The 18,844-nt window shown below is 55.0% G+C and carries 17 protein-coding genes; 4 read left to right on the top strand and 13 right to left on the bottom strand.

Annotated features, from left to right (window positions below; all coding sequences use genetic code 11):
- Window positions 1–6: 6 nt before the first annotated feature.
- Window positions 7–1,950: a glycerophosphodiester phosphodiesterase family protein gene (locus HALA3H3_RS19665; RefSeq protein ID WP_053857049.1), complete on the top strand. Its 1,944-nt coding sequence runs from the start codon at window positions 7–9 to the stop codon at window positions 1,948–1,950.
- 8 nt (window positions 1,951–1,958) lie between these two features.
- On the opposite strand, the gene ggt is transcribed toward HALA3H3_RS19665, so the two are convergent.
- Together ggt and ppsA are read right to left on the bottom strand one after the other, a co-directional pair.
- Window positions 1,959–3,749 carry a gamma-glutamyltransferase gene (gene ggt, locus HALA3H3_RS19660; RefSeq protein ID WP_022523257.1) on the bottom strand — a complete coding sequence of 597 codons (1,791 nt, stop codon included), beginning with the start codon at window positions 3,747–3,749 and terminating at the stop codon, window positions 1,959–1,961.
- Between the two features lie 107 nt (window positions 3,750–3,856).
- The gene (gene ppsA, locus HALA3H3_RS19655) at window positions 3,857–6,232 is read right to left on the bottom strand and encodes a phosphoenolpyruvate synthase (protein ID WP_022523256.1); all 2,376 of its coding nucleotides are present in this window, start codon (window positions 6,230–6,232) and stop codon (window positions 3,857–3,859) included.
- 256 nt (window positions 6,233–6,488) lie between these two features.
- Between ppsA and ppsR the strand changes: the two genes are divergently transcribed.
- Complete coding sequence (gene ppsR, locus HALA3H3_RS19650; protein WP_022523255.1) at window positions 6,489–7,322, top strand: posphoenolpyruvate synthetase regulatory kinase/phosphorylase PpsR; 834 nt, start codon at window positions 6,489–6,491, stop codon at window positions 7,320–7,322.
- 40 nt (window positions 7,323–7,362) lie between these two features.
- Here the strand turns inward: ppsR and HALA3H3_RS19645 are convergent, their stop codons facing one another.
- The 4 genes from HALA3H3_RS19645 to HALA3H3_RS19630 form a co-directional block, all read right to left on the bottom strand.
- Entirely contained in the window at window positions 7,363–7,941 is a 579-nt protein-coding gene (locus tag HALA3H3_RS19645) for a hypoxanthine-guanine phosphoribosyltransferase (RefSeq protein ID WP_009286922.1), read from the bottom strand.
- Between the two features lie 86 nt (window positions 7,942–8,027).
- Window positions 8,028–9,065 (bottom strand): beta-N-acetylhexosaminidase, encoded by a 1,038-nt coding sequence (gene nagZ / locus HALA3H3_RS19640; RefSeq protein WP_022523254.1) that lies wholly within the window; start codon window positions 9,063–9,065, stop codon window positions 8,028–8,030.
- Between the two features lie 63 nt (window positions 9,066–9,128).
- Complete coding sequence (locus tag HALA3H3_RS19635) at window positions 9,129–9,665, bottom strand: L,D-transpeptidase (protein WP_022523253.1); 537 nt, start codon at window positions 9,663–9,665, stop codon at window positions 9,129–9,131.
- Window positions 9,643–10,335: a TetR/AcrR family transcriptional regulator gene (locus tag HALA3H3_RS19630; RefSeq protein ID WP_022523252.1), complete on the bottom strand. Its 693-nt coding sequence runs from the start codon at window positions 10,333–10,335 to the stop codon at window positions 9,643–9,645. Before HALA3H3_RS19630 ends, HALA3H3_RS19635 begins: the two co-directional genes overlap by 23 nt.
- A 267-nt stretch (window positions 10,336–10,602) precedes the next feature.
- Between HALA3H3_RS19630 and lexA the strand changes: the two genes are divergently transcribed.
- Window positions 10,603–11,283 carry a transcriptional repressor LexA gene (gene lexA, locus HALA3H3_RS19625; RefSeq protein ID WP_022523251.1) on the top strand — a complete coding sequence of 227 codons (681 nt, stop codon included), beginning with the start codon at window positions 10,603–10,605 and terminating at the stop codon, window positions 11,281–11,283.
- An 8-nt stretch (window positions 11,284–11,291) separates the two neighbouring features.
- Here lexA and HALA3H3_RS19620 read toward each other — a convergent pair whose 3' ends face one another.
- Together HALA3H3_RS19620 and purU are read right to left on the bottom strand one after the other, a co-directional pair.
- The gene (locus tag HALA3H3_RS19620) at window positions 11,292–11,963 is read right to left on the bottom strand and encodes an energy-coupling factor ABC transporter permease (protein ID WP_022523250.1); all 672 of its coding nucleotides are present in this window, start codon (window positions 11,961–11,963) and stop codon (window positions 11,292–11,294) included.
- 24 nt (window positions 11,964–11,987) lie between these two features.
- On the bottom strand, window positions 11,988–12,842 hold the full coding sequence (gene purU / locus HALA3H3_RS19615; protein WP_009286925.1) for a formyltetrahydrofolate deformylase: 855 nt from the start codon (window positions 12,840–12,842) through the stop codon (window positions 11,988–11,990).
- Window positions 12,843–13,072: 230 nt separating this feature from the next.
- On the opposite strand from purU, the gene HALA3H3_RS19610 reads away from it, so the two are divergent.
- Window positions 13,073–14,683 (top strand): ribonuclease J, encoded by a 1,611-nt coding sequence (locus tag HALA3H3_RS19610; protein WP_053857048.1) that lies wholly within the window; start codon window positions 13,073–13,075, stop codon window positions 14,681–14,683.
- A 217-nt stretch (window positions 14,684–14,900) separates the two neighbouring features.
- On the opposite strand, the gene moaE is transcribed toward HALA3H3_RS19610, so the two are convergent.
- The 5 genes from moaE to upp all read right to left on the bottom strand — a co-directional run bounded on the left by moaE (window position 14,901) and on the right by upp (window position 18,786).
- Entirely contained in the window at window positions 14,901–15,368 is a 468-nt protein-coding gene (moaE, locus tag HALA3H3_RS19605; protein WP_022523248.1) for a molybdopterin synthase catalytic subunit MoaE, read from the bottom strand.
- Window positions 15,369–15,370: 2 nt separating this feature from the next.
- Window positions 15,371–16,168 (bottom strand): cyclic pyranopterin monophosphate synthase MoaC, encoded by a 798-nt coding sequence (moaC, locus tag HALA3H3_RS19600; protein ID WP_022523247.1) that lies wholly within the window; start codon window positions 16,166–16,168, stop codon window positions 15,371–15,373.
- Window positions 16,169–16,172: 4 nt separating this feature from the next.
- Window positions 16,173–16,766, bottom strand: coding sequence for a molybdopterin-guanine dinucleotide biosynthesis protein B (mobB, locus tag HALA3H3_RS19595; RefSeq protein WP_022523246.1), 594 nt, complete (start codon window positions 16,764–16,766; stop codon window positions 16,173–16,175).
- A 70-nt stretch (window positions 16,767–16,836) separates the two neighbouring features.
- Window positions 16,837–18,069, bottom strand: a complete 1,233-nt coding sequence (locus HALA3H3_RS19590) for a uracil-xanthine permease family protein (protein ID WP_022523245.1) — start codon at window positions 18,067–18,069, stop codon at window positions 16,837–16,839.
- An 87-nt stretch (window positions 18,070–18,156) separates the two neighbouring features.
- On the bottom strand, window positions 18,157–18,786 hold the full coding sequence (gene upp / locus HALA3H3_RS19585; protein WP_009286930.1) for a uracil phosphoribosyltransferase: 630 nt from the start codon (window positions 18,784–18,786) through the stop codon (window positions 18,157–18,159).
- Between the last annotated feature and the right edge of the window lie 58 nt (window positions 18,787–18,844).

The following is an 18,844-nucleotide window of genomic DNA, read 5'->3' as shown; positions in this document are numbered from 1 at the left end:
AGCCTCTTGCCAGGTGTGGCGGTTACTGCCACCCTGGTGGCTCATTCTTACCGTTTAATGACGATGCAGCCTTTGACCTACCTTGGCTCTGCCTTACTACACACGCTGCGCGATCATCTTCGCCCACTGATCGCCTACCACCTGTTTTTTACCCTACTTGCCTCAGCCTTGCTGCTGCCAGCGATCACCTGGATGACACGCTGGCTGCTTGCCCAACTCAACCGTACAGTGGTCACCAACGATGAATTGATCGCACTACTGTTTAGCCCGCTGGGTTTGGTAGGCATGCTGGTAGGGCTTGGGTTCGCTTTTTTGATTATTTACTGGCAGCAGGCAGGCATGCTGCAGGTCGCCGTCAGGCCCCGTGACAATCACTATCGGCTGGCCCTTGAAGCGCTCTGGCTAAGCACCCGTCGGCTACCTGCCCTCGCGGGTCTTGTCATACTCCAGGTAGGCACCCACTTAGTACTGCTCGTGCCCTTTATGGCTGGGCTCGCGTGGCTTTACGATTTCTGGCTGAGTGGTATAGACCCCTACTATCTTCAGCGCGTGCGTCCCCCTGCACTGTGGTATTTCATGGCGTGCGCGCTGCCACTGATTATTGCCTGGGTATGGGTAGCGTCATGGCTCTACCTGCGCTGGCTATTGGCGCTCCCCCTCGTTGCGTTGGAAAGCTGTAACCCCTGGCAGGCACTTAAACGAAGCGTTAGCTTAACCCGCGGCTGGCGCCGCTCCATTGGCGCTGCGGTACTTCTGCTATTGGTCGTGATCGTTAGCCTGCCGCTACTGGTGACACTGCTCTTTGACCGCCTATTCACGCCACTTCTGTGGTGGCTGCCTGAGCATAATGCCGTGCTCATCCCAGCCATGCTGGCCTACTTACTCGGCTATGTGCTGATCACCCTGGCCATTACCTTCATCGGTATTGCCACCAATGCGCTGCTTTCCGCCTGCCTCTATATGCAGCTGGCCCACAGAGAAGCTCGACCCGCACCGCCACCTGAGGATTTTAATGCAGGCAAACTGGCCTGGGCGGTAGAGCTTAGCGTACTCATTTTTGCCGGCCTTCAAGCATGGTGGATACTCAATAGCTTTGAGATACGTGACAACGTCGCGGTGATTGCCCACCGTGGAAGCTCCATGGTGGCCCCCGAAAATACCCTTGCCGCGCTGGAGCAGTCACTACTTGATGGCGCCGACTATATCGAAATAGACGTACGTTTGAGCCGTGACCAACAGGTTATGCTTTACCACGATCGCAGCATGGCGCGGCTAACCGGCGACCCCCGTGAGTTTGGCGAGCTAACCAGAGAACAACTCAGCCAATTCGATGTAGGAAGCTGGTTTGGTGATGCTTATCAAGGTGAGAACATTCCAGGCTTGGATGAAGCGCTGCAAAGAGTGCGCGGAAAAGCCGGACTAATGATCGACATCAAGCCTCTGCCGGGGCAAGAACAGGCGCTAGCCGATGCTGTTATCGAGACTTTGAATGCAGAGAGTGACGTGCGCTATCGCTGCTGGGCGACCCAACAAAGCGCCTTCGACGGCTATACAGCGTGCGGTTTTCCCAATGCGCTAATGGATATGCGCATGGCTACCATGTCCCCATCATTACTTAAACATATCAAAGCCCAAGCACCTGAATTGCGCGTTACCTTACTGGCCCAGCTTATACTGCCCGGCACGCTAAACCGGCGTGACTTTGATGCCCTTGGGCTACGCCATAACCGCATCACGGAAGGGGAAGTTCGCTTAGCGCGACTATACGGTTACGAAATACACGCCTGGACCGTCAATGACCGAGCTCGCATGTCAACGCTGATTGATCTGGGGGTCGATGCAATTATCACCGACTACCCAGATCGTTTAAACGAACTTATTCAAGTCCGCCGCGAATTAAGCGACGGTGCGCTAATGCTAGTGAAGCTGCGCAACTGGCTTCGCCAATAGAGGTTGGCCTAATCGCCCATTACCACCCCTTCACGCCGAGGGTCAGCACCACCAAACAGAGTGCCATCTTCAAGGCGCATAATGGCCTGAAGGCCGCTGGTTAGCTCCCGCTCGCTGACCGTATGACCACGCTCACGCAGGGATTCGATGGTTGCCTCAGGAAAACGCCCCTCTTCCACATAGACATCCCCACCCAAAGTAATAGCATGGGGAAGGTTGAGCGCCTCTTGAGCGCTTAACCCCCAGTCGCGCAGTGCGACTAATGTACGGGCGGTGTAATGAATAATGGCGGCGCCACCTGGTGAGCCCAAACTGGCTACTAGCTCGCCGGTTTCTTGATCAAATACCAGGGTCGGGCTCATGCTGGAGCGGGGACGCTTGCCGGGCTCTACCCGGTTCGCTACGGGCTCGCCATCCACTTCAGGGGTAAATGAAAAATCGGTGAGCTCGTTATTGAGCAGGAAACCACCCGCTAGCCCCGTGCCACCGTCGGACATAACTCGCGAGCCAAACGCCTGCTCGATGGTGGTGGTCATAGCCACCGCGGTGCCCTCCTCATCGACAATACTGATATGGCTAGTACCGTACTCGGGCTGTTCGGGCTGGCTAGCCCAGCTCACGTCAAGCTCCCCAGGGTTACCCGGTTCAGCGCTGTCGCCCATGCTCATCTCTTCGATAAGTGCACTGCGCTGCTCCAAGTATTCCGGGGCTAGCATCAATGACCAATCGCCTCCCGGCGCCTCGACAAAGTCAGGATCGGCGATGTAACGGCCACGATCCGCAAAGGCCAGGCGTGAGGCTTCCAAGAATTGATGCAGCCACCCACTGCTTGCAGCACCACTGTCTAACGGGGCTTCAAGCAGTGGCTGCTGATCAAGCATGCCTAAAATCTGCATCACGGTCAGATGACCCGATGAGGGTGGCGGGAAACCACATACTTCCCACTGTTGCCAAGGCGTACACAGCGGTTCTCGGTTAAGCGCCTGGTAGCCACTCATATCCTCAAGCGTCAAACTGCCTGGACGCTCAGGGTGGTTCTGAACGCGCTCAACGATGTCTTGTGCCACGGCTCCTTCGTACAAGGCGACGCTGCCTTGCTCAGCGACGCGGCGAAGAACGGCTGCCAACGCTGGGTTTTTGAGCGTTTCACCAACGGCGATAGGCTCACCGTCTGAATCATAATAAAACTGGCTCGCTACTGGGTCTTGGCGCAGAAACTCATCACCAGCCAAGCTGGTATGCAACCGATTGCTAACCTCAAAGCCCTCCTCGGCCAGGGTGATTGCCGGGATAAACAGCTCTTCCCAGGCCAGCTCACCGTGCTCAGCGTGGGCTTTCTCAAGCATACGCAGCGTGCCTGGCACTCCCACTGAGAGGCCGCTAACCACTGCTTCATTAAACGCCAGCGGCTCGCCATCCTGCATAAACAGCTCACCGTTAACGCCTTGGGGCGCGGTTTCACGACCATCGTAGGCACGCACTTCATCGCCATCGAAGTACATCAAAAAAGCACCACCACCAATACCACTGGACTGAGGCTCAACCAGGTTCAACACCATCTGCACCGCAATGGCCGCATCAATGGCGTTACCACCGGCTTTAAGTACTTGGTAACCGGCATCGGTGGCGAGCGGGTTAGCTGCTGCCACCGCAAATGACTCGGCTTCCCAGCCGGGCTTCTCTTCATAGCCCGATTCGCTTTCAGGGGAAATGGAGGGTGTCTCATAGCTAAACCCCCAACTATACAATGGCGCTACCAGCAGAACAGGTAGCGCATACTTAACCGATTTTGGTGACATCTCAGCGCTCTCCATGACAAGTTAAAAAACCACTCCAAAAGAGTAGCCTATAAAAACAGCGACGCCCGGCACAATGGCCGGGCGTAAATTAGTTAAAATAAATATAACTACTCGATTTTTTGCCCTGCCAGCATAAACCAGGTTTCCAGCACCGCATCGGGGTTGAGTGATACAGAATCGATACCCTGCTCCATCAACCATTTAGCCAAGTCAGGATGGTCTGACGGCCCCTGTCCGCAGATACCAACATATTTGCCCTTCGCCTTACAGGCTTGAATGGCCATGGCCAGGAGCTTTTTAACCGCCCCATTACGCTCGTCAAACAGATGCGCCACGATGCCGGAATCACGATCCAACCCTAACGTTAGCTGGGTCAGGTCGTTTGAGCCAATGGAGAAACCATCAAAATACTCCAGAAACTCATCGGCCAGCAGTGCATTGGCGGGAAGCTCGCACATCATAATCACTTTAAGCCCTGTGGGGCCGCCACGTTCGAGGCCATTAGCCGCCAACAGCTCTACCACCTCACGTGCTTCGTCGGTGGTACGCACAAAGGGCACCATGATTTCGATATTCTCGAAGCCCATCTCTTCACGCACCCGCTTGAGCGCTTGGCACTCGAGTTCAAAGCAGGGCCTGAACGCCTCTGAAATGTAGCGCGATGCCCCCCGGAAACCGAGCATGGGGTTCTCTTCCCCCGGCTCATAGAGTTTGCCGCCAATCAGGTTTTCGTATTCGTTGGACTTAAAGTCGGACAGCCGCACGATGACGCGCTGGGGATGAAACGCTGCCGCTAGCGTGGAGATACCTTCAACCAGTTTATCGACATAGAAGCTGACCGGGTCGGTGTAACCCGCAGTACGTAAATCGATCACCTGCTGTAAATCAACCGGCAGCGTGTCGTACTCCAACAGCGCTTTAGGGTGGACGCCGATCATGCGGTTAATGATAAATTCCAAACGCGCTAAACCCACGCCTGCGTGAGGCAGACTGGCAAACCCAAAGGCGCGGTCAGGGTTGCCCACATTCATCATAATTTTAAAGGGGATTTCCGGCATCGCATCGACGCTGGAGACTTTGCAATCAAACTCCAACAACCCTTCATACACATTGCCGGTATCGCCTTCCGCACAAGAAACCGTGACATCGATACCCTCTTTTAACTGGGTAGTCGCATCACCACAGCCAACGACAGCGGGAATACCCAACTCACGGGCGATAATCGCCGCATGACAGGTACGCCCACCGCGATTGGTGACGATCGCGGAAGCACGTTTCATGATCGGCTCCCAATCCGGGTCGGTCATATCGGTGACCAGGATATCGCCATCATGGATCTTATCCATGTCATCAGGGCTGAGCACGACTTTGACGGTACCCCGGCCAATACGTTGACCAATCGCTCGGCCGGTTATTAACGTACGACCCTTTTCACGCAGCTGGAAGCGCTCGAGTTTACCGCCCTCCTGCTGAGAGACCACCGTTTCAGGACGCGCCTGGACGATGTAAAGCCGACCATCATCGCCATCCAACGCCCACTCAATATCCATGGGCCGCTGGTAGTGCTGCTCGATAGTCATCGCCTGTCGGGCCAGATCCATCACTTGCTGATCGTTGATACAGAAGCGGCCGCGGTCGGCATGGGGCACATCGACGGTCTCAACCGATTTACCGGCGCTGGCATCCTGCCCATAAACCATCTTGATCAGCTTGGAACCTAAATTACGGCGCAGCACCGCCGGGCGGCCCGCCGCCAGGGTCGGCTTGTGCACGTAGAACTCGTCGGGATTGACTGCACCCTGCACCACGGTTTCGCCCAAGCCCCAGGAGCCAGTGACAAAAACGGCGTCTTTAAAGCCGGATTCGGTGTCCAGGGTAAACATAACGCCTGCCGCACCGGTCTCTGAACGCACCATTTTCTGAACGCCCGCCGACAAGGCAACATTTTCGTGGGCGTAGCCACGGTGCACTCGGTAGGAGATCGCACGATCGTTAAACAGCGAGGCAAAAACCTCGTGCACTGCACGCTTGATATTGTCGAAGCCTTCGATATTCAGGAAGGTTTCCTGTTGGCCTGCAAAGGAAGCGTCGGGTAGATCTTCCGCGGTGGCTGAGCTGCGCACGGCTACTTTCAGTTGCGGGTGCTGTTGCTGCAGCTGGCCGTAGGCATCGCGCAGGGCCGATTCAAAGGTAGGAGGTAGCGGCGTATCGATGATCCATTGGCGTATATTGCGGCCCGCCTCAGCCAGCGCTTTAACGTCATCGACGTCCAGACGGGCCAGGGTGGCATTAATGCGCTCGTTTAATCCTTCGTGGGAGAGAAATTCACGATAAGCGTGGGCGGTGGTGGCAAAACCGCCAGGAACCGTCACGCCAGCACCGGACAGGTTAGAAATCATTTCACCCAGCGAGGCGTTTTTACCACCTACGCGTTCGACGTCCGCCATGCCCAGCTGATCGAACCACAGAATGTACTCTTCCACGTAACCCCCTCGCTCATAGATATCTGCATGACCTTGACGATCATGGATAATTGATTGAGACACCCTAGCACCACGCCAATATATTCGCCATTGGTCTAATAGCGAAGAGAGTGGAGGATTTTTACAACAGCAGGGCTTTTTGGGCTATTTATGTAGTCAGATACATTTGAGCCCGCCAAAACGCCCAATGATGACACGTTGTGCTGACAAACAGCTCGGCTCACAATAGCCGTATCACTCACCCGTGGACTTAGTTATGAAACGTACGGCTTTTTTTATTTCAGATGGTACCGGCATCACGGCGGAAAGTTTAGGACGTAGCTTGCTGGCCCAGTTCAGCGATGTTGAGATCGATATGCAGACCAAGCCCTATATCGATACGTTGGAAAAAGCGCAGGCGTTAGCAGCGATTATTGAGTCGACAGCCAACCGGGATGGTCATCGCCCCATTATCATTGACACCATTGTGGATCAACAAATACGCGACGTTATTCGTAAGGCGTCCGGCTTTAAGGTCGATATTTTTTCCACCTTTCTGGAGCCCTTAGAGCAAGAACTAGAGACCCACTCCTCCTACAGCGTTGGGCGCACTCACTCGATAGGCAGCGATGATGTCTACATGGATCGTATCCACTCCGTCCACTTCGCGCTAGATAATGATGACGGTGCACGCACCCACCAATACGATAAAGCGGATATCATCCTGGTTGGCGTCTCGCGCTGCGGCAAAACACCTACCTCGCTTTATCTGGCGCTGCAGTTTGGCATTCGGGCGGCTAACTACCCGCTGACGGAAGACGATTTAGACGAAGATGGCATGCTGAAGCTACCCAAGGCGCTCGTGCCCCATCGGCAAAAGCTGTTTGGGTTAACCATCGATGCGCGACGCTTGTCGGCAATTCGCAACGAGAGACGCCCCAATAGCCGCTATAGCTCGATGGATCAGTGCCTACAAGAAGTGGAACAGGCCGAGTCGCTCTACCGCACCATGCACATTCCCTTCATCGATGCGACACGCTTCTCGGTGGAGGAGATTTCAACGCGGATGATTGCTGAAACCGGCTTAGCGAGGCGTTTCTCGCCCCGCTAATGTAAAAACTACTACAAAAACTACGCAAGCCCCCAGTGGATTACATGCCTTTGGGGGCAAAAATTCCCGGCGCGTTGCGCCAGTAGCCTTTGTAATCCATACCAAAGCCAAACACATAACGGTCGGCAACTTCCAGGCTGCAGTAGTCGGCTTTCAACCCAGGCACTGCTTTGCGGTTGTGCTGTTTATCGACCAACACCGCTGTGGTAACGCTGGCGGCCTGGGCCTCTTCGCAGTAAGCCAAAATGGCCGCCAGGGTCGCCCCCTCATCCAGGATATCGTCAACAATCACTACGTGACGGCCCGCCATGGGCACTTCAGGGGAAACGCGCCAAAAAAGCTCGCCGCCGCGCAGCTCGTTGCGGTAGCGAGTGGCATGCAAATAATCTACTTCCAACGGAAAGCCCAAGCGGGTAAGCAGATGACCGGTGGTAATCAAGCCACCATTCATTACGCAGTAAAAAACCGGCAGTTTATCGCCTAAATCCCGAGTAATCTCTTCCGCCATACGATCCAGCGCCCGCTCTACCTCTTGCTGAGAAATTAGGCAGTCGGCGTTATCCATCAGCTCACGCATCGAGTCCAGCGACTCTAATGCTTCTTTATCCAACTTTGACATCTACCAACTCCACGGCGGGTTAAAACTTCATTTATTTAAGTAAGAGATTTATTCAGCGCTGGGCTTACTCTGCTTCCGCACTGGGCTTACTCGGCTTCTGCGCTGAACTGGGGCTTATCCGCTAGCGCTTCCAGCTTAGCGTGAGTACGACGCCAACGGCCCAATGCACTCAGCGCATCTAGGTCTGGGCGCGCACGGCTATAGCGCAACTTAGCGGGGCGCTTAGAATTGATTCCGTGGCATGCCTCCATCACTTCAAGCGCGGAGGCTCGGTCATTACATACCAGCAGCATATCGCAGCCTGCTGCCAGCGCTGCCTGGGCACGCGCTTTGGGGTCTCCCGCCTCGTGGGCGCCGGCCATACTCAGGTCATCTGAAAAAATGCAGCCTTTGAAGCCTAGCGATTCCCGCAGCATGCCCAACCAGTTGGGTGAAAAGCCTGCTGGGCGCGTATCAAAAGCACTATAAATAACGTGTGCAGGCATAATCCCATCTAACTGTGAAGCTAACTGGGTAAAGGGCACAAGATCGTGCTGTTTCATCACTTCTAGCGGGCGATCGTCTATCGGCAATGCAACGTGTGAGTCCGCCGCGACACCACCGTGGCCGGGAAAGTGCTTACCCACAGCGGCCATACCGGCATCGTGAAGCCCCTGAATAAATGCATTGCCCAGCTGGGCTACGTGCTGTGGGTCACTGCTGAAACTACGATCACCAATAACGCTGGATAGACCGCTCTCCACATCAAGTACCGGGGCGAAGCTCAGATCCAGACCGCAGGCAGCCATCTCCATCCCTAACAACCAGCCGGCATCTTTAGCTAACGCCAGCCCCTCTCCCTGGGCAGCGCGGTAACACTCGCCGATACGCGCCATGGCAGGCAGGCGTGTTAACCCCTCTTTTATGCGCTGAACGCGACCGCCTTCTTGATCCACGGCAAGCAGTAAATCAGCACGCACACGGCGAATATCGCTGCAGAGCTTGCGAACCTGATAGCCATTTTCAACGTTGCGGGCAAACAAAATTACGCCCCCTACCGTCGGTTCTAGCAGCAAGCGTTTTTCTGCAGCCGTCAATTTTGGGCCTTCAAGGTCAAGCATGACCGGGCCTAACGGTTGAGTCATCGTGATAGGTCCATGAAAAGGGGCGATGATTCTAGACGATCGTCTAGCGGTGTCAAAATCTGATCAGTCAAAGGACTGGCGTCCACCGTGCAACCAAACAGGGGTGCCCGGCAACGCTAACGAAAAGATATAGAGCAAATCACTATTGCGTAAACGAATACAGCCGTGGGACGCAGCAACGCCCATGGGCTCGTCAGGCGGCGTCCCGTGCAGGTAAATATAGCGCCGTTGCGAGTCCACCTGACCACCGCGGTTCACGCCCTTTTCCAAGCCACACAGCCACAGTATGCGGGTCAGAATCCAGTCACGCTCTGGATGCTCTTCGGCGAGTTCGGGCGAAAATGTCTCGCCCGTCCAGCGGCGACCTCGAAACACCGCATTTTCGGGCATATCACCGCCAATGGCCGCGCGCACATAGTGCCACCCGCGAGGGGTTTTACCACTGCCGTTGCGCTCCCCGCTTCCGGCAGCACCGGATGAAATAGAACACTCATGGAGCACTTTTGGCCCTCGCCAACAGCGCAGCAACTGTTCGGTAGTATCAATCTCCAGCCAGATATGTTCCGTTGGAGGTAGCTCAGCTAGCGTAGGAGTTCGCATGTTTTCCTTCTTCTGGCTTGGCACCGTCAAGGGCTATGGGTAACGGCGCATTCATAGCAGCCACCACTACCGGGAGCAATCGCCTGACCAAATCACGCACAGAGACCTGCTCGTGGTAATCCTTCTCCGCGATATCGCGTAGCGCATCGAGGCCAGACAAGGTAAAGATTACCGTGCCGAGCACAAAGTGTAGCCGCCAAAAACGCTCGGCGTCAGGCAGATCCGGCGTTGCTTTGCGCACAAGCTCGGTGAAGCGTGTAAACACATCGCCATACTCTTCCTGGATATAACGTCTTAGATGTCCCTGTGCTTGACTGTAGGCAAGACCCAGCAGGCGCATAAACACTTTCAAACTATTGCGCTCGGCGGGCACCGCGAGAACGGTAGTTGCCATGGTCTCGAGCAGTGTTTCCAGCGGGATAACGCGCCCGGCGTGTTGGCCCTCGAGCTCATCTAGAGCAGTATGAAAGCGCTGACTAAACGGATCCAGGTAGCGGGCAAAAACGGCCTGAATCAAGGCTTTTTTGGAACCAAAATGGTAATTAACAGCGGCTAAGTTAACCCGCGCTTTGCTAGTGATGTTGCGCAGCGAAGTTTCAGCAAAACCCCGCTCTGCAAACAGCACCTCGGCGGTGTCGAGTATACGGGTCACCGTATCAGATTGAGCCATGTCGCTCTCCAGGGAAACAGTTGTTTAAAACATAGCAAAATACTATGCCATAACGTAGGCGGGCTCAACGCTTGATTTATTGACAAAATGTGACGTATTAAATAAGCAGAAACTTAGTTTCAAACGATTAGAAAAATTGCATAGACATCGGCAATAGGCACTGACAAGCCATATACTGGACAGAGGAACATACTGTATACTTAAACACTTATTGATTAAGTCGACATTTAACTTGTTACTGTCTATTCACTATTTATGGAGTCTGGTATGTCGCGTCCGCTAACCGCTCGCCAACAGCACGTGTTTGATTTTATCGTTAAGACCATGGGCGAATTTGGCTACCCTCCTACCCGCGCCGAGATTGCCAAAGCACTTGGCTTCCGCTCACCCAATGCGGCTGAAGAGCACCTGCGCGCGCTGGAACGCAAAGGTGTTATTCGCATTATCCGCAACACCTCTCGCGGCATCCGCCTGCCCAACCAGGAACCTCAAGAAGTCCTGGATAGCGCAGTCACCGCCTTACCCACAACCAACGTGGAAGCCCCACCCACTGGCCTGCCTGTGATCGGGGAAGTAGCTGCCGGCAGCCCCATTTTGGCCGCCGAACATATTGATCGCTACTGCCCGCTACCGGCCGAGTACTTCACTCCCAAAGCTGACTATCTGCTGCGCGTACGCGGCCTTTCCATGAAGGATATTGGCATTTTGGAAGGTGATTTACTGGCGGTTCATCGCACTGACCGGGTTCGCGATGGCCAGATCGTGGTTGCCCGCCTGGACGATGAAGTAACGGTTAAACGCTTCAAACGCCAGGGGCACCAAGTGACGCTGTTTGCAGAGAACCCTGATTTTGCGCCCATTGAAATCGACCTGCGCTCTCAAGCGCTCGATATTGAAGGCGTTGGAGTCGGCGTAATTCGTGGTGGCAACGGCCAGGCACTCGGCTAATAAATCCGCTACTGCAGGTCGATATAGCGGTGGTCATTGAAGGTGGCCACCCAGTTTGGGTGATAGACCAGCAGGATGCTCAGCAGCATGCCAGTAATAAATGCCTCTGAAGGCATTAGCAGTGGTAAAAAACGCGCATACTCCTGGGCGAGATAGATCGCCTCAGGGTCTGTACCCGCGACGATAATCAGCACTACCGCCGCCAAGCCTCCTCCCAGCGTTGCCAGCGCCGCGCCAAAAAAGCCGCAGGCAAACAGAAATACCATCAAGTTATCCGGCAGGCGGCGATCTACCAGCCGCCATACCGTGCCAATAACGGCCGCCGGGACGATCCCGGTAACCAGCACATTTGCCCCCAGCAACATCCACTCATTGCTGCCAATCACCACCATGGCAATGTTGATCAGCACGTTGCTAATCAGCGCTAATGGCGCTTTAAAAACGAGTGTCATCAATACTGTAAAAACAAGGTGTAGCGTTAGCCAATCAACAGCCTGGGCACGAAGCTGCCACATCAGCATCACCGCCAGCGTAGCACCCAGCCAGCGGTGCTGAAGCGCTGAATCCGCTATCAACACCTGCCAGGGCCGCCCCCAAAGCGCCCATGCGATCACTGCTAACGAGAGTAGCCAGGTGAGCAGCAGCGCCCAGGGCGCTAATACACTTTGCGCGAATGACATGGCTGCCTCTCAGGTTGATGAGCGTTAGCTAAATACCACTGTCTTGTTACCGTGCACCAGCACGCGGTCTTCCAAGTGCCAGCGCAAACCGCGAGCGAGCACGGCTTTTTCTACATCACGTCCAAAGCGCACTAAATCCGTGGGTGTATGGCAGTGGCTAACGCGATGGATATCCTGTTCGATGATAGGGCCTGCGTCGAGTTCCTCGGTCACATAGTGGCAGGTAGCGCCAATCAGCTTAACCCCCCGCTGGTAGGCCTGGTGGTAGGGCTTAGCCCCGGCAAAAGAGGGCAAAAAGCTGTGGTGAATATTGATCACTCGCCCCGCATAACGCGCGCACAGCTCAGGGGGCAGTATTTGCATATAGCGCGCCAGCACCACGCAGTCGGCGCGGGCACTGTCGATTTCGGCCTGAACCTTGGCAAACGATGCTTGCTTATTGTCGGGGTCGACCGGTACATGGTGATAAGGAATACCGTACCACTCCGTCAGCGAACGCATATCATCATGGTTGGAGATAACCCCGACAATGTCGCAATCCAGTTCCCCCGCCTGCCAGCGGTAAAGTAGATCTACCAAGCAATGTGACTCCCGCGACACCATCAGCACTACGCGCCTACGCTGCTGGGTATCCACCAGCGACCACTGCATATTGAATTCGCTGGCTATCGGTTCAAATGCCGCGCTCAGCGCTTCCGCCGACATACCTACCGAATCCGCCAGAATTTCGTAGCGCATAAAAAAGCAGCCGGTTTCTAAATCGGAGTGCTGGCTGGCTTCGGTAATGGAGCCGCCCTGCTGGGCAATAAAGCTCGATACCCGTGCAACAATACCCACCCGGTCAGGACAGGAAACTACTAAACGATAATAATGAGACATGTGAGCTACTCTTGACCTATTGCTAAGTTAATTATGACAAACCAGCGGCTTAGGTCGCATAGTGTATCGGAAGGCCATGGATGATTGTTAGCTGCCCCTGCCTTCCCGTATAGTTAAGTCACTACTTTTTAGGTTTTTCATAACAGATGCATTCACCACGCGTTCAAATTCGTCCCCGTCGTCGTCCACCGCTGCGCATGTTGCCGCTGGGGGGATGCGGTGAGATTGGAATGAATCTAACGCTATACGGCTATGACGATCACTGGATAGCCGTGGACTGCGGCATGATGATCCGCCAGGATCTTCCCAACTCGCCACTGCAGGTACCCAATCTTGATACGCCGAAAGCACTAGAGATCGTGCCCAAAGCGCTATTTATCACCCATGGTCACGAAGACCACATTGGTGCCGCAGCCTGGCTATGGCCGATGTGGAACTGCCCCATTTACGCCACCCCGCTGGCGGCAGGCCTGTTGCGGCTAAAATTTGCCGAGCATCAGCTTAGCAGTGCGGCTATCCATGTCATTGAACCTGGCGAGGCCCTAGAGAGCGGGCCATTCACGCTGCGCTATTTACTTTTAACCCACTCCATTCCCGAAAGCTGTGCGCTAATAATGATGGCCGGTGGCTATCGCGTTTTACATACCGGCGACTGGAAACTCGATCCTGAACCGATTATCGGCACGCCGATCAGTGCAGCCCTCTTCAAGTCCCTTGCCCCGGTTGACTTGGTAGTGGGCGATTCCACTAACGCCCCCATGCCCGGGCACTCCGGCAGCGAGGGGGACGTCGCCCGCGCCCTGACAAAAACCCTCAGCAACTGCCAGGGCCGGGTGGTAGTCTCCTGCTTTGCCAGTAACCTTGCCCGGGTGTTAGCGATAGGGCGCGCCGCTCAGAAGTGTGGCCGACGCATTAGCTTGATGGGCCGTTCAATGGAGCGCATGGTCAGCGTTGCCCGGGGGCTCGGCTATATGGATGATTTACCGCCGCTGGTGCCCAATCATGACCTAGGCTACCTCCCCCCGGATGAAGTGGTGATTATCGCCACCGGCAGCCAGGGCGAACCCCGTGCTGCGCTACAGCGTCTCGCCCAGGGTCGCCACCCTTTTGTGGATCTTCAGCCGGGCGATAACGTTATTTTTTCGGCTAAAGCCATTCCTGGCAATGAACGCCCCATTGAACAGCTTAAAAAGCGTTTGGCGCACTTAGGTGTCAACCTCTACGACGAGTTCAACCACCCTGAGCTGCACGCTACCGGGCACCCCGCCCAGGATGAACTGATCAAGCTGTATCAGTGGGTCAGGCCAAAACATCTCATACCGGTGCATGGCGAAGCACGCCATCAGCAGGCTCATCAGACTATTGCCAAACAGCTAGGCATTAGCGCTCCATTGGCACCGGTGAATGGCGATCTAATTTGCTTTGACAGTCACGGGCTGCGCTGTGAGTCGCGCTATCCGCAGCCGCCCTGCATAGTCAGTCAAAACAGCGTGGTGCCCCACCCTGGCCTTGAGGTGCACGACGCCAACAAGGCCCGTCGCGGCAGCTTATACTTAGCGCTGCCGGTGACGGCTACTGACACTGGATGGGCGCGTATTGGCCGTTTGATGCTGGATGCCTCGGGGGCCAGCCCGCTAGATGAAGATAGCTTTAATGATTGGCTGGATGATCAGCTTGAGGAGATTGCAGCAGAGACGCTTGCCGACTTGCGCCAAGCATTACAGCCTCGCATGGTGCAGTGGCTGGCGGAGCATATGCAGCACCTGCCCGACGTGCATCTACAGATTATGGCCGCCGAAATGCCAGAACCTGCTGCGTATGAAAGTGCCGCTAACCGTTAGAGCGGCATCATTCAACGACGGCTATAAAACCCAGATTGCTTCACTGCGTTCGCAATAACAGTTTCGTGTCACTGCGAGGAGCCTTCTTATTATGTCATTGCGAGGAGCGCAGCGACGCGGCAATCTCAACCAGCGGTGGCGCCTACCCCCGAGATTGCTTCACTGCGTTCGCAATGACAGTTTCGTGTCAGTGCAACAAGCACAGTGACGCGGCACTTCACTCCCACCGCGCTGCGTCCTGTTGATCAGAGTGACGCTCTTTGACCCAATACTCGCCCTGGGCAGAGTGCTCTTTCTTCCAGAAAGGCGCCTGGGTTTTCAGGTAATCCATAATAAAATCGCAGGCTTCGAACGCCTCACGCCGGTGTGCGCTGGCTACGAGTACGCGCACAATCGTATCGCCTGGCCCCAGGTAACCGACACGATGAATAATCCGCACCGCTTGGAGCGACCAGCGCTGCCAAGCCTGTTCACCAATCTCCGTCAGCGTACGCTCGGTCATTCCCGGATAGTGTTCCAGCGTTAACCCTGTGACGTCCGGCGTTTCATTAAAATCACGCACTAAGCCGGTAAAACTCACCACCGCGCCAATATCACTACGCCCAGCCAAGGCATCGTCATAGCCGTAGTCCATTGGAAACGGGGCTGCTTGAATCGTTACTTTAATATCCAGCTTATTATCCACCCTTACCCCCCTGTTACTGGCGGGAAAAACGCCACTTCGTCATCATCGGTCACTAACGCCTGGTCATTGGCCATGACCTGGTTAATCGCACACAGCGTACGCTGGTCGGTGAGTTGTTTAAAGCGACTATCCTGCTCGGCCAGCGCGGCTTTTAATCCGCTAATGTCGCGGCTAGCCAGTTGATCGAGGCTCACGACGGTCTCACTTTCGCCTACCCGCTCGCGCAGTTCGGCTAAAAACTTAACCCGCACACAGGGTGAAGGGCAGCGCTCCCCCAAGCTGACTTCTCCGGCTACGCCGTCACCGGTAACAATCGGCGCCTGGGTGCTCATACGTTGGTAGTCGCCACGCTGACCACCTTGCTTGCTGTCGAGTTGTATAGCCTCGATACGCATACCTTTATCGACCGCTTTGCACATATCGTAAAGCGTCAAACAGGCTACCGAGACAGCGGTAAGGGCTTCCATTTCGACCCCGGTGCGTCCATTCAAGCGACACAGCGAGGTCACATGAACGCAGGATTCGGCCACATCAATATCGAACTCAACAGAAACCTTGGAGAGCGCCAGTGAGTGACAGAGAGGAATCAGCTCATGAGTACGTTTGGCCGCCTGGATACCAGCGATACGCGCGGTGGCCAACACATCGCCCTTGGGCAGTTCACCATCGCTAAGTAATTTCAGCGTTTCAGGCTGCATTATAATGCGCCCGGAGGCGACTGCTTCGCGGCGGGTTTCCAGCTTATCGCCGACGTCCACCATATTGGCTTCGCCACGGGTATTAAGGTGGGTCAGATGCATGTTGTCACCATTGCTGTTTTGAAGACATATGTTTTGAAGACGTATTTTTTGAAGACATCGTATCGTTTTTAGCGCTTAACCAGGTCACTACCCACTGTGCAATCGCTTCATTATCGTCTAGATCTAACTGAGCCACCGAAGCCGCCAGGTCGATAGGCGGTGGTGCGCTGAGCGCGACTGCCTCAACCCATCGGCCGGTTAAAATATCCACATCGCCAACCCCTTCGCGGTATAGCACCAGCTTGGGAATCGGCCAAGCCTTGAAGCCTTCGACAATCACCAGGTCAGGTTTGTGCGGCACCATCATGGCAATTAGCTGGGCTAAATCAGGCTCTTCCTGGTCAGGGGTTTCCTGCATCAGCGCAAAGCGCTGACGGGAAGCCACCAGTATCGGTGCGGCACCTGCGCTACGCAGCTTATAGCTATCCTTGCCGGGCTGGTCGACATCAAACGAGTGGTGCGCATGCTTGATGACAGCGACGCTCAAGCCATACGCCCCTAATCGTGGCAACAGCTTTTCTAGCAGCGTCGTTTTTCCGGTACCGCTCCAGGCAGCAATCCCCAGTATGGGAAAAGGTGCGGTTAGTTCGTTTTCCATGCTGCCGAAACTCCTGATGATCACTCACGCTACCATTCTAACGATTCACACAGCGTTATAGAGGATGACTCTACTCGCCCTCTTGCTCACGGGGTAATAGCCAGTTCAACGCAATACCCACCAAAGCGGCCAGGCTAACGCCCTGCAGCGTAAACTGGCCTCCACCAAACTGCATGCCGCCAATCCCGAACACCAGTATCAGCGAAACCACGACCAAGTTGCGCGGCGCCGTCAGCGACTGTCCGGCACGTACCAGTGTGTTCATACCGACCACCGCAATGGAGCCAAACAACAGCGTCATTATACCGCCCATTACCGGGCCAGGAATGGTCTGCAGCAACGCGCCAAGCTTGGACACAAACGCCAGCACAATGGCAATAATCGCGGCAACAATCATGTACTTGGGATTAAATGCCCGAGTAAGCGTTACCGCCCCGGTGACTTCCGAGTAAGTAGTATTCGGCGGCCCGCCGAACAGCGCTGCTACGCTGGTCGCCAGCCCATCGCCTAACAGAGTTCGATGCAGGCCAGGCTTTTCCAGGTAGTTTTTGCGGGTCACCGAACCAATGGCCACCATATCACCAATGTGTTCTACCGCTGGGGCAATCGCGACCGGAATCATAAACAGAATGGCAGCCCAGTGAAAACTGGGTGCGGTAAAGCCGGGTATCGATAACCAAGCCGCCTCATGCACTGGCGTAAAGTCGACTACCCCCATCAGCAACGCTAAAAAATAGCCGGTGATAATGCCCCCCATAATCGGCACTAGGCGAAGTAGCCCGCGACCAAAAACGGCCAACACAAGAGTGACTAGCAAGCTGGTCATTGATAAGAAAATCGCCGCGCCATAGCCGATATTGTCGCTGGTTTCACCGGTCGCCATGCTTACTGCCACCGGCGCCAGCGCCAGGCCAATCACCATAATCACCGGGCCCACCACCACAGCGGGCAGCAAGCGATGCAGCCAAGCGGTGCCTTTTAAGCGCACAACCTGAGAGATCGCCACATAGACCAGTCCCGCTGCCATTAGCCCGCCCATGGTTGCCGAAACGCCAAAGCTCGCCACAGAGCCTTGAATAGGCGCTATAAAGGCAAACGATGAGGCTAAAAACACCGGCACGCTCTGCTTGGTGACCCCATGAAATACCAAGGTTCCCACCCCAGCCGTGAACAGCGCAACGCTTGGGTCGAGTCCTGTCAAAAGCGGCACTAACACCAAGGCGCCAAACGCCACAAATAGCATTTGTGCGCCGGTTAAAATGACTTTTGGCCACGACTCAGCCTGACTGGCAGCTTCACGCATAAGTGAATTCCTAGTGATTATTCGATTGTAGGTGTGCAAAAAAATGCCCCTGACGCTAAGCGTAAGGGGCAATCAATATAAGGACGCTTAGCGCGTTCCGAAAATCTTATCGCCAGCGTCACCTAGTCCGGGGACGATGTAGCCATTTTCGTCGAGGCGGTCATCGATCGAGGCGGTGTAAATTTCGATATCGGGGTAAGCGTCCTGCACCCGTTTGATACCCTCAGGGGCGGCGACGAGAACGATCACCTTCATATGCTCACAGCCACGCTCACGGAGCATATCCAGTGTTGCTACCATCGAACCGCCGGTGGCCAGCATGGGGTCTATCACGATCGCCATGCGCTCTTCGATATCGTTGGCAAACTTGGCAAAGTAAGGCACCGGCTGTAGCGTCTCTTCATCGCGATAAAGACCTACAACGCTTACCCGCGCACTCGGGATTAGATCCGTTACGCCTTCCAGCATGCCGAGCCCGGCACGCAGAATCGGTACGACGGTGACTTTTTTACCTTTTAATCGGCGCGTTGCAATCGGCTCACCGTTCCATCCCTGGATTTCATGATCTTCCAGCTCAAGACCTTTAGTTGCTTCATAGGTCAGCAGCTTGGCGACTTCACCTGCCAGTTCACGAAAGCTCTTAGTGCTCAGGTCAACTTCGCGCATCAGACCCAGCTTATGTTGTACAAGCGGATGGTTAATGGCGTAAACACTCATGGGACTTCCTCACTGCAGGGGATTCAGAATGGCAACCAAGGTTGCATCAGCTAGGCAC

The sequence above is a fragment of the Halomonas sp. A3H3 genome (assembly GCF_000982975.1).
GTDB lineage: Bacteria > Pseudomonadota > Gammaproteobacteria > Pseudomonadales > Halomonadaceae > Vreelandella > Vreelandella titanicae.
Note: the sequence above shows the minus strand (reverse complement) of the source record. Positions and strands in the feature narration are given on the sequence as shown.

Coding starts and splice junctions, on each gene's coding strand:
- ggt (WP_022523257.1), bottom strand. CDS start 3,749: ATGTCACCAAAATCGGTTAAGTATGCGCTACCTGTTCTGCTGGTAGCG.
- ppsR (WP_022523255.1), top strand. CDS start 6,489: ATGAAACGTACGGCTTTTTTTATTTCAGATGGTACCGGCATCACGGCG.
- HALA3H3_RS19645 (WP_009286922.1), bottom strand. CDS start 7,941: ATGTCAAAGTTGGATAAAGAAGCATTAGAGTCGCTGGACTCGATGCGT.
- nagZ (WP_022523254.1), bottom strand. CDS start 9,065: ATGACTCAACCGTTAGGCCCGGTCATGCTTGACCTTGAAGGCCCAAAA.
- HALA3H3_RS19635 (WP_022523253.1), bottom strand. CDS start 9,665: ATGCGAACTCCTACGCTAGCTGAGCTACCTCCAACGGAACATATCTGG.
- HALA3H3_RS19630 (WP_022523252.1), bottom strand. CDS start 10,335: ATGGCTCAATCTGATACGGTGACCCGTATACTCGACACCGCCGAGGTG.
- lexA (WP_022523251.1), top strand. CDS start 10,603: ATGTCGCGTCCGCTAACCGCTCGCCAACAGCACGTGTTTGATTTTATC.
- HALA3H3_RS19620 (WP_022523250.1), bottom strand. CDS start 11,963: ATGTCATTCGCGCAAAGTGTATTAGCGCCCTGGGCGCTGCTGCTCACC.
- purU (WP_009286925.1), bottom strand. CDS start 12,842: ATGTCTCATTATTATCGTTTAGTAGTTTCCTGTCCTGACCGGGTGGGT.
- HALA3H3_RS19610 (WP_053857048.1), top strand. CDS start 13,073: ATGAATCTAACGCTATACGGCTATGACGATCACTGGATAGCCGTGGAC.
- moaC (WP_022523247.1), bottom strand. CDS start 16,168: ATGCATCTGACCCACCTTAATACCCGTGGCGAAGCCAATATGGTGGAC.
- mobB (WP_022523246.1), bottom strand. CDS start 16,766: ATGGAAAACGAACTAACCGCACCTTTTCCCATACTGGGGATTGCTGCC.
- HALA3H3_RS19590 (WP_022523245.1), bottom strand. CDS start 18,069: ATGCGTGAAGCTGCCAGTCAGGCTGAGTCGTGGCCAAAAGTCATTTTA.
- upp (WP_009286930.1), bottom strand. CDS start 18,786: ATGAGTGTTTACGCCATTAACCATCCGCTTGTACAACATAAGCTGGGT.